Raw genomic sequence first — 13,848 nt, 5'->3', positions numbered from 1 at the left:
ATTACTCGTGGTAAAGCTGGGAACGGCCACCGTCGATCAGGATGTCGGTGGCATTGATGAAGCGGGCTTCGTCACTGGCCAGGAACAGCGCGGTATGCGCCACCTCGCCGGGCTCGCCGATGCGCTTGCAGGGCAGCAGCTGCTCCTGCGCGTGGCGCGTGGCGGCCGGGTCGGCGCTGTTGGCGAACCAGGCTTCGATCCGCGGCACCAGGATCAGCCCCGGCGAAATCGAGTTCACCCGGATGCCCTGCGCCGCATACTCGATGCCCAGCGCTTTGCTCAGCCCGATCAGCCCATGCTTGGCGACCGGGTAGGGGAAGGCGTGCGGGATGATGCGGTGGCCATGTACCGAGGCGATGTTGACGATGGAACCGGCCTGCTGCGCCAGCATCGCCGGCAGCACTGCGCGGCACACGTTCCAGGCACCTTTGAGGTTGAGGTCCAGGCAGCGCTCCCACTGTGCGTCTTCCAGCTGCAGCGGGTCGGCGAAGACATCGGCCCCGGCATTGTTGACCAGTACGTCCACGCGGCCGTGCTCGGCGCGGATGGCCTCTACCAGGGCACCCACGGCGGCGGCATCGGTGATGTCGGCCAGGCGGTGGTCGATCCGGGCATCCACGGCATGCGGTGGATTGAGATCCAGTCCGATCACCCGGGCGCCGTGCTCGGCGAACAGCGCGGCGGTGGCCGCACCGATGCCGCTGGCCGCGCCGGTCACCAGCGCGATCTTGTCCTGCAGTCGTTTACTCATCGAACAGTGTGTCCAGGGGAGCCAACGGCAGACGGTACGACAAAGCGGGGACGGACAAAGCAGGCTCCAGGAATCGGCGGGCGCGGGGGGCGCTGGCGGGCTGGCAGCCGGCGGCGGCGCAACCATACGATCAGGGTTGCGTGCGAAGGTATTCTTATCAAATGAAATTTTTCGGGATATCTATTCCCCCGTCGAATACCGTGATTCAATGCGGCGATCAACGCAGAACGGATGTGTGATGACGACCGCGCCTGGCCCCTGGACAAATGCCTCCCGGCTCAAGACCCGGCATTTGATGTTGTTGCTGCACCTGCATGAACATGGTTCGGTCCTGCGCGCGGCCGAGGCCGCCGCCATGACCCAGCCGGCCGCGTCCAAGCTGCTGGCGGAGATGGAAGACATGCTCGGGGTGAAACTGTTCGAGCGCCATGCCCGCGGCGTGGAGCCGACCTGGTACGGCCACGTGCTGATCCGGCGCGCACGCTCGGCAATGTCCGAGATCGGGCGGGCCACGGAGGAGATCGCCGCGCTGCGCAGCGGGCATCGGGGCCAGGTGTCGATCGGCACCGTGGTCAACCCGGGCACCAACCTGGTGCCACAGGCGATCGCCGAGGTGAAGCGCGAGTTCCCGGACATCCTGATCCGGGTCGAGATGGACTACAGCCGGCCCCTGGTGGCCCGTCTGCTGGACGGCCAGCTGGACCTGGTGATCGGCCGGATCCTCGGGCCGGAGGGTGCGGCGGACCTGGCCTTCGAAGCGCTGGCCGATGAACCGCATTCGGTGATCGCCCGTGCCGGCCATCCGCTGGCCAACCGCGATGATCTGCACCATGCCGATCTGGCCCGGCATGGCTGGATCCTGCCCCCGGCCGACAGCGTGCTGCGCGCGCGGCTGGACGCGCTGTTCCTGGAGCAGGGCCTGCCGATCCCGCAGAACATCATCGAGACCAGTTCATTGCCGGTGATGACCAGCCTGCTGCGCGGCAGCGATCTGCTCGCCGCGCTGCCGGTGGAATCGGTGGCGCCCTACATCCAGGCCAAGCTGCTGACCGTGCTGCCGATCGATGTGGGCGTCCGCATGGAATCGTTCGGGATCATCTACCGGCGCGGCCACGTGCTGCCGCCCGCCGCCGAACGCATGCTGTTGGCCCTGCGTACCACCGCGCGCTGGCTGTATCCGGGGCTCCGCGGGAGCGGCTGACACGGGCGGGGCCCCTGCTGGTATAGGCACCGTGAATGGTATTCTCCGAAGGAATACATCCGGCCCAATATTTTATTGGCATGGAATGGCTCCCGCTGCCTAAGCTGCCCGCCAGCTACCACCCCTCACGAGGGTGGCCGCGATGATCCCCGGGTCGGTTCCACCGGTGTCGGGGTCACCTTAAAACCTGATTGTTACAGGCAGCGCCGCCTTCGCAGCGCTGTCCACCGTCAGCACATGTGTCCTGGGAGGGAAACATCATGTCAGTACGTTGTTGCCGTGGGGCGACAGGCGCGTCCGTGCCTGCACGCACCCCCACCGCTGTGCGCCGCCGCGCGCTGGCGGTCTGCGTTTCGATGCTGGTTGCCGGCCAGGCCATGGCGCAACAGAGTGATATCCAGGACACCACCGCGGCGACCCAGCTGGACACCGTCCAGGTGACCGGCACCCGCAGCAGCGTGACCCGTGCCCAGCAGATCAAACAGAATGCCGAGCAGATCGTGGATTCGATCGTGGCCGAGGACATCGGCAAGCTGCCCGACAACAACGTCGCCGAGGCACTGCAGCGCATCTCCGGTATCCAGATCACCCGCAACTACGGCGAGGGCAGCACGATCGCCATCCGTGGCCTGACCCAGGTGCGCACCGAGCTCAACGGGCGTGACATCTTCACCGCCAATGACGGTCGCGGCCTGAGCTTCGAGGATGTATCGGCCGAGCTGCTCGGTGGCGTCAATGTCTACAAGAATCCGTCGGCGGAAATGATCGAAGGTGGCCTTGGTGGCACCGTCGACCTGCGTACGCGGCTGCCCTTCGATTACGAGGGCCGCAAAATCGCCGGCAGCCTGCAGTACAACCATTACGATCTGGCCGATGACAGCAAGCCCGCGTTCTCGGGCATGTTCAGCGACCGCTGGCAGACCGGTATCGGCGAAGTCGGCCTGCTGGTGAACTACTCGCAGCAGACCAGCCCGTTCCGCCAGGACACGATCTCGCTGGAGCCCTGGTATTCGCAGACGGACCTGCCCGGCTTCGAAGGGACCGAGGTATTCGTCCCGCATGGTGCCGGCGTCAATACCACCGTGGGTGAGCGCAAGCGCCGCACCGGCGCGGTGGCGCTGCAGTGGCGCCCGCGCGATGACATCGAGGTGCAGGCGCAGGTGCTGCGCTCGGACTACGATTTCCGCTGGCAGGACTATTCCTTCTTCGCCTACAGCGGCGGCGATGCCATGCAGGGCGCGCGCGATATCGTGGTCAACGACCGCAACGAACTGGTCAGCGGCGTGTTCCAGAACACCCCGGCCGATTCCAACACCAGCCTCACCCAGCGCAAGTCGATCACCACCGACTACTCGTTGGGCGCCAAGTGGACGGTGACCCCGAACCTGACCTTGAGCACCGATTTCCAGTACGTCGATGCCACCACCAAGGGCACGCGCTACATCGTGGGCACCGGCATGAACGCCACGCCCTTCTACACGATCGACCTGAGCGGCGACCTGCCGTACCTGGCCGTGACCGATGCCGCGGGCAACCAGGGGTATCTGACCGATCCGGCCAATTACGTCGGCTGGAAATTCCATCTGGACAACAAGGACGACAACAAGGGCACAGAGTTCGCCTGGCGTTCGGACATGGATCTGGCGTTCGACGATGGCTTCGCCCGCAGCTTCAAGGCCGGCGTGCGTTACACCGATCGCAAGGCCGAGAACCAGGGCAACGTGTGGCGCTTCATGTGGCTCGGCGCGCCGTTCGCCGACTTCCCGAACGTGGGCCTGGTGCCGAACCCGATCACCGATTTCTTCCGTGGCAAGAGCTATACCTTCGGCCCCACCCTGAGTGCCTCCGATGCCGCGGTGGAGAATTACGAGCAGACCCTGGCCGCGTTCGGTGCCGATCCGCTGGAATTCTCGCCGAACAACATCAACAACCAGCGCGAAAAGACCTACGCCGCGTACGGCGTCCTTCGCTTCGGTGCGGATGACTGGGGCGTCCCGTTCGATGGCAACATCGGCGTGCGCGTGGTGCGCACCGAGGTGACCTCCGACGGCGTGCGCACCGGCACCGACATCGAAGGCGGTGGCCTGCTGCCGGTCAATGTCGAGCAGTCCTACACCGATGTGCTGCCCAGCCTCAACCTGCGCTGGATGTTCACCGACCAGCTGCAGCTGCGCTTTGCCGCCTCCAAGGGCATTTCGCGGCCGGGCTTCGACAAGCTCAACCCGAACCTGAGCCTGAGCGCGGCCGATGCCGGGGGGGGCGTGACCCGGCGCACCGGTTCGGCCGGCAATCCCAACCTCAAGCCGATGGAGGCTACCCAGTTCGATACCTCGCTGGAGTGGTACTTCGGGCAAGGCTCGATGATGTACGGCACCGCCTTCTACAAAAAGGTCGATGGGTTCATTGCCAACGCGGTGTTCAACGAGGTCTACGCCGGCGAGAACTGGGAGATCACCCGCCCGGTGAATGGCGATGACGGCAAGATCAAGGGCGTGGAGGTGGGCTACACCCAGTTCTTCGACTTCCTGCCGGGCTGGATGAGCCATTTCGGCCTGCAGACCAACTACACCTATGTCGACTCCAAGGCGCCCAGCCCGAATGCCACCGATACCAATGGCAGCCAGTTGGTGGTGCCGCTGGAGGGGCTGTCCAAGAACAGCTACAACGTCATCCTCAGCTATGAAGTCCCGCGCTTCCAGGCGCGCGTGGCCTACAACTGGCGCAGCGACTGGCTGATCACCACGGCCGGCAACGGCACCGGCAACCTGCCTGTCTACAACAAGGGCTTTGGCCAGCTGGACGCCTCGCTGCGGTTCAACATCAACGAGGTGTGGTCGGTGTCGCTGGACGGCATGAACCTGCTCGATACCCGCAACGAAAGCTACCTGGGCTACACCACGCGCTACCGCGACTTCGTGATCAACGATCGTCGCTACGGCATCACCCTGCGCGCCAGCCTGTAACGCGTGACCGTCTGCGGGCCTTCCTGCTTCGTGGCACCTCCCCAGCACGAAGCAGGGAGGACCGCAGCTTCTGTTCCAGGCGTGTGGCCATCGGGCCGCATGCCGCTCCACCGGGAGGCCCGTGCATGACCCCCGCCGATTGGCTGATCTGGACCGTGCGCGCATCGGTCCGCCCGCGTCACTGCCGGGCAGGGTGGCTGGTGCTGCTGCTGGCCGTGTTTCCGGTTCTCGCCACCGCGGCGCCCTACCAGTGGCGCAACGTGGCCATCGGTGGTGGTGGCTTCGTGACCGGGCTGGTCTTCCATCCGGCCGAACCGGACCTGCTGTACGCGCGCACCGATGTCGGCGGTGCCTACCGTTGGGATCAGGCCACCGGCCGCTGGAGCGCGTTGACCGACTGGCTCGGTCGTGACGATGCCAATCTCACCGGTATCGAAAGCCTGGCCGTGGACCCGCGCGACCCGCAGCGTGTCTATCTGGCCGCAGGCACCTATACCAACCCCCGCGTGGGCAATGGCGCGATCCTGCGTTCGTCCGACCGGGGGGCCACGTTCGCGCGCACTGATCTTCCCTTCAAACTCGGTGGCAACGAGCTTTCGCGCGGCAATGGTGAGCGACTGGCCGTGGACCCCCATCAAGGCGGCATTCTCCTGCTCGGCTCACGCAGCAATGGCCTGTGGCGCAGTGACGACCATGGTGCGCACTGGCAGGAAGTGACGACCTTCCCGGCGATCGCGCGCAGCGCGCAGGCCAGCGCGCCGGCCTGGAACGGCAGCCAGCAGATCGGCATCGTGTTCGTGCAGTTCGATGCGCGCAGCGGCCGCGCTGGCAGCCCTACACCAGTGATCTACGCTGGCGTATCGACGACGATGGGCCCGGCGATTTTCCGCTCCACGGATGGTGGACGCGCCTGGCAGCCGCTGCCCGGGCAACCGACCGGTCTGCGTCCCACCCGCATGGCGCAGGGCAGCGACGGCCGCCTCTACATCGCCTATGCGGATCTGCCCGGCCCGGACCGCATGGGCAACGGGGCGCTGTGGCGTTTCGACATCAAGCAGGCTCGGTGGCAGGACATCAGCCCGGTGCCGCAATCCAGCGACACCCAGGGCGATGGCTTCGGCTGGGGCGCGGTCGCGGTGGAGGCCGGCAACCCGGACGTGGTGATGGCCAGCACCTTCAACCGTTTCGGACCGCACGACGATATCTTCCGCAGTACCGATGGCGGTCGCAGCTGGACCCCGGTCATCGCGGGCGCGAGGTTCGACCACGGCAACGCGCCATGGACCGCGCACGCCTCCCCGCACTGGATCGCCGATGTGCAGATCGATCCGTTCGATCCGCGCCGGGTGCTGTTCGTCACCGGCTACGGCCTGTGGGCGAGCCGCGATGTCCGCGCGGCCGATCACGGCCAGCCCGTGCAGTGGTGGTTCCAGAATGATGGGTTGGAAGAAACGGTCCCGCTGGACCTGGTCAGCCCGGGGCAGGGCGCACACCTGCTCAGCGCACTCGGCGACATCGATGGCTTTCGGCACGATGACCTGGGCGTGTCGCCGCTGCAGTACGCCGGTCCGCGCCTGACCAACAGCGAGAGCATCGACGCTGCCGCGCAGTCACCTTCCCATGTGGTGCGCAGCGGCACCGTGCGCCATCGCCTGCATGACGAGGTCCGTGCGGCCTGGTCGAACGATGGTGGGCGTACGTGGCAGGCGTTCGTCAGCGAACCGCCGGACGGCGAGGGTGCGGGCCGCATCCGCATCGGCAGCGATGGCGGCCGGGTGCTGTGGCACACGCTGCGCGGCAGCCATTGGTACACCGATGACCACGGCCGGCATTGGCAGGCCGTGCGCGGCCTGCCCAACACTGCCGTGGTGGTCGCGGACACCCGCTCGCCTGCGCACTGGTATGGGTACGACGCCGCCAGCGGCGCGTTGCTGCGCAGCGACGACGGCGGCGCCTCGTTCGTCGCCGACCGCGTACGCCTGGCGCCGGCCCCGGTGCTGACGGCCGAGCTGCGCGCCGATCCACAGCAGGGTGGGCTGGTGTATGTCGGTGCCGGTCCGCAGGGGCTGCTGCGCTGGCGCGCTGGTGATCTGCAGCGCGTGGCGGGGGTGGAGGCGGTTCACAGCCTCGGCGTCGGCAAGGGTGCCCCGGGTCGTGACGTTGCCAGCGTGTTCGTTGCGGGCACCGTCGAGGGCGTCCATGGGCTCTTCCGTTCCGATGACGGCGGTGCCCGGTGGCTGCGCATCGATGACGCCGCGCACCAGTTCGGTCAGATTCAACGCGTCACCGGGGATCCGCGCCTGCATGGGCGCGTCTACTTCGCCACCGGTGGGCGCGGCATCGTCTATGGAGATCCACAATGAAACGAGCGTGTGCGCTGGCGGTATCGCTGTCGATGTTCACCGCGACCGTGCAGGCCGAGCCGGTCCTGCCGCGGATGTTCGCCGACGGCATGGTGCTGCAGCGTGACCAGCCGCTGCCGGTGTGGGGTACGGCCACGCCCGGCGCACGCCTGCAGGTCGGTATCGACGGCGAACGTGCCAGTACCACGGTCGGTACGGACGGTAGCTGGAAGGTCGTGCTGCCGCCGCACGCGGCCGGTGGCCCATTCCAGCTGGAGATCACGGGCGACGGGCGCGCGCTGCAGGTGCGCGATGTCCTGTTCGGCGATGTCTGGCTGGCCAGCGGCCAGTCCAACATGGAATGGCCGCTGCACGATACGCAGGACGCGGCGGCGGCCGTCGCCGCTGCGAGCGACGCGCAGCTGCGTCATTTCAAGATTCCCAAATCCTGGTCCGGGCAGCCGGAGACGGCACTGGCCGGTGGCCGCTGGCTGCCGGCGTCCCGCGCCAACGCGGGCAGCTTCTCCGCGGTCGCGTACTACTTCGCGCGCGACCTGCGGCAGCACGCCGGGGTACCGATCGGGATCATCGACAGCAGTTGGGGCGGCAGCACCATTGAAGCCTGGATGCCCGCCGCGCTGCAGGACATTGATGCAGACGCGCTGGCCACGCGCATGCAGGCGCAACGCGAGACGGATGCACGCACCCTGGCCAAGGTGCGCCAACGCCTTGCGCAGTGGCACACCTTTGACGAGCAGCCGCAGTGGGCCGCAGCCCGGTTCGACGACCGCGACTGGGAAGCCGCCGCGCTCCCGGGGCTATGGGAAACCGGCGGCTATGCCGGCATGGACGGGATCGGCTGGTACCGTGCCGAGTTCACCTTGAGCGCGGCGCAGGCTGCGCAGGCCGGCAGCCTCGGAGTCGGGCGGATCGATGATTCGGACCGCACCTTCGTCAATGGCGTGCAGGTCGGCGCGACGACGATGGCCTGGAACACACCGCGTGTGTATCCGCTGCCCGCCGGCCAACTGCAGGCCGGCCGCAACGTGGTTGCGGTGCGGGTCGAGGACCTGGGCGGTGGCGGTGGTATCCACGGTGAGGCGGCCGAGCTGTTCGTGCGCCTGGCCGATGGCAGCCAGGTGCCGCTGCAAGGCTGGCGTTTCCGTCCCGGCAAGGTGACGGTCGCCCTGGACGATGACAAGAACCAGACCCCGACGCTGCTGTACAACCGCATGATCCACCCGTTGCCGCCTTTCCCGATCAAGGGGGTGATCTGGTACCAGGGCGAGAGCAATGCCACCGATGCCGGAGCGCTGGCCTACCGGGATCAGTTCAAAGCCTTGATCCAGCAGTGGCGGCAGGACTGGAACGCACCGGCGCTGCCGTTCGTCTGGGTGCAGCTGGCCAGCTTCGGCGCGGGCGCCGATCACGGTGAGCAGAGCCCGTGGGCGTTGCTGCGCGAGTCGCAGTCGGCGGCGCTGTCGCTGCCGCATACCGCACAGGTGGTGAGCATCGACCTGGGTAATGCGACGGATATCCATCCACGCAACAAGCGCGATGTCGGCGCACGCCTGGCGCTGGCCGCCCGGCACGCGGCGTATGGCGAAACGCTGACGTACAGCGGCCCGGTGCAGCGCGCCGTTCGCTTCGATCGCGGCCAGGCCGTCATCACCTTCGATCCGATGGGCAGTGCGCTGGCGGTGCGCGGCGGTGGAATGCAGGTACAGGGCTTCACCGTGGCCGGTGCCGACCGCCGGTTTTACCCTGCACAGGCGCGAATCGATGGTGATCGCGTGATTGTCCACAGCGAGGCGGTCGCCACGCCGGTGGCAGTGCGCTATGCCTGGCGCGAGAACCCGGCCGACGCCAACCTGATCAATTCACAACAGCTGCCGGCGTCGCCGTTCCGCAGCGATACCTGGTGACCACAAGGACCCCGTGCATGTCTCCGACCACATACCCGCTTCCGCTGTTCCCGCGCCGCCTGCTGCTGGCCGCCCTGCTTTGTCTGCTGGCCGCCTGTGAGCAGGCACCGACGCCGACACCGGCCGATGGCGCCGCGGCTGCACAGCCTTCCGCGACAGGCAAACCGGCGACGAACGATGACGCCAGGCAGGCGCCGATCCCGCAGTTCACCAGCAAGGATGGCAGGCACGCGCTGCTGGTGGATGGCGAGCCCTTCCTGGTGCTGGGCGCGCAGGTCAACAACTCCAGCAACTACGCGGCGGCGCTGGAGGCAGTGTGGCCGGCGGTGAAGATCATCGGGGCCAACACGGTGCAGGTGCCGATCGCCTGGGAACAGATCGAGCCGGAGGAGGGCAAGTTTGATTTTTCCTTCGTCGATACGCTGCTCCAGCAGGCGCGTGAACATGACGTGCGCTTGGTACTGCTGTGGTTTGCCACCTGGAAGAACAACGGCCCGGCCTACGCACCGCGCTGGGTGAAGACCGATAACACCCGCTTCCCCCGCGTGATCACCCGCGACGGGCGCAGCATCGGGTCGCTGTCGCCGCACGCCCCGGCCACGCTGGAGGCGGATCGCAGGGCCTTCGTTGCCTTCATGCAGCATCTCAAGGCGGCCGATCCACAGCGCACGGTGATCATGGTGCAGCCGGAGAACGAGCCGGGCACCTATGGCAGCGTCCGCGATTTCTCGCCGATGGCGCAGCAACTGTTCGACGGCCCGGTGCCGGCCGAACTGCTGCGCAAGCTCGGCAAGTCACCCGGCACCTGGGCACAGGTGTTCGGTGCCGATGCCGATGAGTTCTTCCATGCCTGGTCGATCGGGCGCTTCATCGATCAGGTCACCGAAGCGGGCAAGGCGGTGTATCCGCTGCCGATGTACGTCAACGGCGCATTGCGCGGGCCGTTCAACCCCGGCCAGCCGGGCCAGTACGCCAGCGGCGGCCCGACCGACAACGTGCTCGATGTGTGGAAGGCCGCCGGGCCCCATATCGATTTCCTGGCCCCGGACATCTACATGCCCGAGTACCGCATGTACACCACGGTGCTGGAGCGCTATGCGCGGCCGGACAACGCGCTGTTCGTCGCCGAGACCGGCAACGCGCCGCCGTATGCACGCTACCTGTTCCCGACGCTGGGCCATGACGGCATCGGCTGGTCCACGTTCGGCATCGATTTCAGCCACTACAGCAACTATCCGCTGGGCGCGAAGAAGGTGGACGAGGCAACATTGGCGCCGTTCGCCACGGGCTTCCAGCTGGTCAGCCTGGGCATGCGCCAGTTCGCCAAGGCCTCGGCCGAAGGCAAGCTGCATGGCGTGGCCGAAGAAGCCGGCCAGGCCGTGCAGGACGTGCCGCTCAATGCGCGCTGGCGCGCCACCGTCACCTATGGCGTGCCGCAGTTCTGGTTCCAGGGCCAGCCGCCGGGCAATCCCGAGCCGATCGGCAGTGCGCTGATCGCCGAACTTGGCCCGGACGAATTCCTGATCACCGCCCAGCACGCGCGGGTCACCCTGCACCCGGCCGGAGAGGCCACCGCGAACATGGTGCTCGATCGTGTCGAGGAGGGGTTCTACAAGGATGGCCAGTGGCAGTTCCAGCGCAACTGGAACGGCGACCAGACCGATTACGGCTTGAACTTCACCACTGCGCCGCAGCTGCTCAAGGTCACGCTGGCGACGTATTGAACCGGGGGTGCCCGCACCCGCGCAACGAATGAGAAGGGAGCACTGAATGCGTTACATGAGCGTACTGAGCGTGCCGCTGCTGGCATTGCTGGCGTCACCGGCGATGGCCCAGAGCCATCGCGTGCTGGACAACGGTGTGGTGGTGGTGCCGGCCCAGGCCGGCGCGGCCCAGGTCCGGCTGGAACTGGTGGACGACAACATCGTGCGGGTCAGCGCCGATCCGGATGGCGACTTCAAGCGCACTCCCAGCCTGATGCGTGTCCCCGTGCAGGGGAAACCGCGCTTCACAGTGGAGCAGGGCGGTGGCAACGTGCGCCTGGTTGCCGCCGGCATCAGCGCGGAGATCTCCGAAGCCGATGGCCATGTCAGCTTCCGCGATGCCGAAGGCAAGCCGCTGCTGGCCGAGCGCGCCGGTGGCCGCAGCTTCAGCCCGCTCAGCGTGGAAGGCAAGGCGTACTACAGCGTGCGCCAGCGCTTCGAGTCACCCAGCGATGAGGCGATCTACGGGTTCGGCCAGCACCAGCAGGGCTGGATGAACCAGAAGGGGCGCGACGTCGAGCTGCTCCAGGGCAACATCGACATGGCGGTGCCGTTCATCGTCTCCAGCCGCAATTACGGTCTGCTCTGGGACAACAATGCGATCACCCGGCTGGGCGACCCGCGTGGGCTGCAGCCGCTGCAGTCTTCCCTTCAGGTGTTCGATGCCAAGGGCCAGGCCGGCGCCTTGACCGCCCGCTACATCGTCGATGGCAAGACCCGCGTCGAGCGCCGCGAGCCGGAGGTGAACTACCAGTACATCAAGGACCTCACCGCGTTCCCGGCCAAGGGCAGGAACGCGGCTGAGGGTGGGCGCTCGCAGGTGGTCTGGGACGGCGCGATCGAGGCGAAGACCGCCGGTCGCCATACCTTCTCCCTGTACGGCAGCGAATACATCAAGCTGTATGTGGACGGCAAGCTGGTGATCGATCGCTGGCGCCAGAACTGGAACCCGTGGCATCACGAGTTCGCGCTCGAACTCACGCCCGGCACCCGCCACCAGATCAAGGTCGAGTGGGACCTGATCGACCCCAGCTACATCGCGCTGCTGCATCGTGATCCGCTGCCGCAGGCCGAAGCGGCCGATCTCTCGCTGTGGTCCGAAGCCGGGCAGATGGTCGACTACTACGTGGTCGCCGGCGGCAACGCCGATCAGGTGATCGCCGGCTACCGCGAACTCACCGGCAAGGCCGTGATGCTGCCCAAGTGGGCGTACGGCTTCTGGCAGAGCCGCGAGCGTTACAAGAGCCAGGATGAACTCCTCGGCGTACTGGACGAGTACCGCCGCCGCAAGCTGCCGATCGACAACATCGTACTGGACTGGTCGTACTGGCCCGAAGATGCCTGGGGCTCGCATGACTTCGATCCCACCCACTTCCCCAATCCGGATGGCATGGTCAAGCACATCCATGACCAGCACGCGCAGGTCATGATTTCGGTGTGGCCGAAGTTCTACCCGACCACGGCCAACTACAAGGAACTGGACGCGGCCGGCTTCATGTACCAGCGCAACGTCGAGGTGGGCGAGCTGGACTGGATCGGCAAGGGCTACAAGAACTCGTTCTATGATCCGTATGCGGCCAAGGCGCAGCAGATCTACTGGCGCCAGATCAACGAGAAGTTGAACAGCAAGGGCTTCGATGCCTGGTGGATGGACGCCGACGAACCGGACGTGCACTCCAACCTGGATATCGGTGAGCGCAAGGCACGTACCACGCCGACCGCGCTTGGCCCGTCCACCGAGTTCTTCAATTCGTATCCGCTGCCCCACACCCAGGGCGTGTATGAAGGGGACCGCGCCGCCGATGGCCAGCGTGTCTTCATCCTCTCGCGCAAGGGCTATGCCGGCACCCAGCGCAACGCCGTGGCGGTCTGGAGCGGGGATATCGTGTCGCGCTGGGATGACATGCTCGAGCAGGTCTCGGCCGGCGTGAATACCGCCATGTCCGGCCTGCCCAACTGGACCTTCGACATCGGCGGCTTCTCCACCGAGAAGCGGTATTCCGAAGAGGATCCGGCGCACCTGCCCGAGTGGCGCGAACTCAACACCCGCTGGTTCCAGTTCGGTGCGTTCGTGCCGTTGTTCCGCTCGCATGGGCAGTACCCGTTCCGCGAAATCTGGAACATCGCGCCGGAAGGCACGCCGTACTACGACAGCATGGTGTACTACAGCCGCCTGCGTTACACGCTGCTGCCCTACATCTACACCCTGGCCGCGGACACGTGGCACCGCGACGGCAGCATCATGCGCGGCCTGCCGATGGATTTCCCGTCGGATCCGGCGGTCCGGGACATCAACGACCAGTACCTGTTCGGGCCGTCGCTTCTGGTCGCCCCGGTCACCACGTTCGGCGCGATCTCGCGCAAGGTGTACCTGCCGGCCGGCACCACCTGGCTGGATTACTACACCGGCCAGCGCCTGCCGGGTGGCCAGACCATCGAGGCCGCCGCGCCACTGGAACGCATCCCGCTGTACGTGCGCGCGGGCGCGATCATTCCAACCGGCCCGGTGCAGCAGTACGTGGATGAGCAGCCGGATGCACCGCTGACGGTGGTGGTCTACACCGGTGCGGACGGTACCTTCTCGCTGTACGAGGACGACGGCCGCAGCTATGGCTATGAGAAGGGGCAGTTCAGCCGCATCCCGCTGCAGTGGAACGAGGCCACGCGCGAACTGCGCATCGGCAAGCGCGAAGGCCAGTGGAAGGGCATGCAGGCGCAGCGCACGATCCAGGTCCGCTTCGTGGACGGACCACGTGCCGATGCCGGTGCGCTGGCCCCGGCCATCGACCAGACCGTGCGCTACGACGGCAAGGCGGTGGTCGTGCCGCAGCGCAAGATGGCAGCCGCGCGCTGATCGCCTACGATGCGGATGACTACCGGTGGACATTTCGCCTTGGAGGGCG

General features: G+C 66.7%; 7 protein-coding genes. 6 read left to right on the top strand and 1 reads right to left on the bottom strand.

Annotated elements, in window-relative coordinates; translation table 11 throughout:
- Position 1 precedes the first annotated feature (1 nt).
- Positions 2 to 751, bottom strand: coding sequence for an SDR family oxidoreductase (locus tag ORK51_RS07215; protein ID WP_070427107.1), 750 nt, complete (start codon positions 749 to 751; stop codon positions 2 to 4).
- A gap of 238 nt (positions 752 to 989) precedes the next feature.
- Between ORK51_RS07215 and ORK51_RS07210 the strand changes: the two genes are divergently transcribed.
- The 6 genes from ORK51_RS07210 to ORK51_RS07185 all read left to right on the top strand — a co-directional run bounded on the left by ORK51_RS07210 (position 990) and on the right by ORK51_RS07185 (position 13,799).
- Positions 990 to 1,952: a LysR substrate-binding domain-containing protein gene (locus ORK51_RS07210; protein ID WP_026069792.1), complete on the top strand. Its 963-nt coding sequence runs from the start codon at positions 990 to 992 to the stop codon at positions 1,950 to 1,952.
- A gap of 260 nt (positions 1,953 to 2,212) precedes the next feature.
- A complete protein-coding gene (locus tag ORK51_RS07205) occupies positions 2,213 to 4,915 on the top strand; it encodes a TonB-dependent receptor (RefSeq protein WP_429000625.1) in 2,703 nt (900 codons plus the stop codon).
- 125 nt (positions 4,916 to 5,040) lie between these two features.
- A complete protein-coding gene (locus tag ORK51_RS07200) occupies positions 5,041 to 7,278 on the top strand; it encodes a cellulase (RefSeq protein ID WP_266084636.1) in 2,238 nt (745 codons plus the stop codon).
- Positions 7,275 to 9,182: a sialate O-acetylesterase gene (locus ORK51_RS07195; RefSeq protein WP_266084635.1), complete on the top strand. Its 1,908-nt coding sequence runs from the start codon at positions 7,275 to 7,277 to the stop codon at positions 9,180 to 9,182. The genes ORK51_RS07200 and ORK51_RS07195 overlap by 4 nt, the downstream gene beginning before the upstream one ends.
- A gap of 17 nt (positions 9,183 to 9,199) precedes the next feature.
- Entirely contained in the window at positions 9,200 to 10,906 is a 1,707-nt protein-coding gene (locus tag ORK51_RS07190) for a DUF5597 domain-containing protein (RefSeq protein ID WP_266084634.1), read from the top strand.
- A gap of 46 nt (positions 10,907 to 10,952) precedes the next feature.
- Positions 10,953 to 13,799 (top strand): TIM-barrel domain-containing protein, encoded by a 2,847-nt coding sequence (locus ORK51_RS07185; RefSeq protein WP_266084633.1) that lies wholly within the window; start codon positions 10,953 to 10,955, stop codon positions 13,797 to 13,799.
- Positions 13,800 to 13,848: the final 49 nt, after the last annotated feature.

Source organism: Stenotrophomonas sp. RIT-551, assembly GCF_026241915.1.
Taxonomy (GTDB): Bacteria; Pseudomonadota; Gammaproteobacteria; order Xanthomonadales; family Xanthomonadaceae; genus Stenotrophomonas; species Stenotrophomonas bentonitica_A.
The sequence above is the reverse complement of the archived record's forward strand: the minus strand, read 5'-3'. Positions and strand labels throughout refer to the sequence as shown.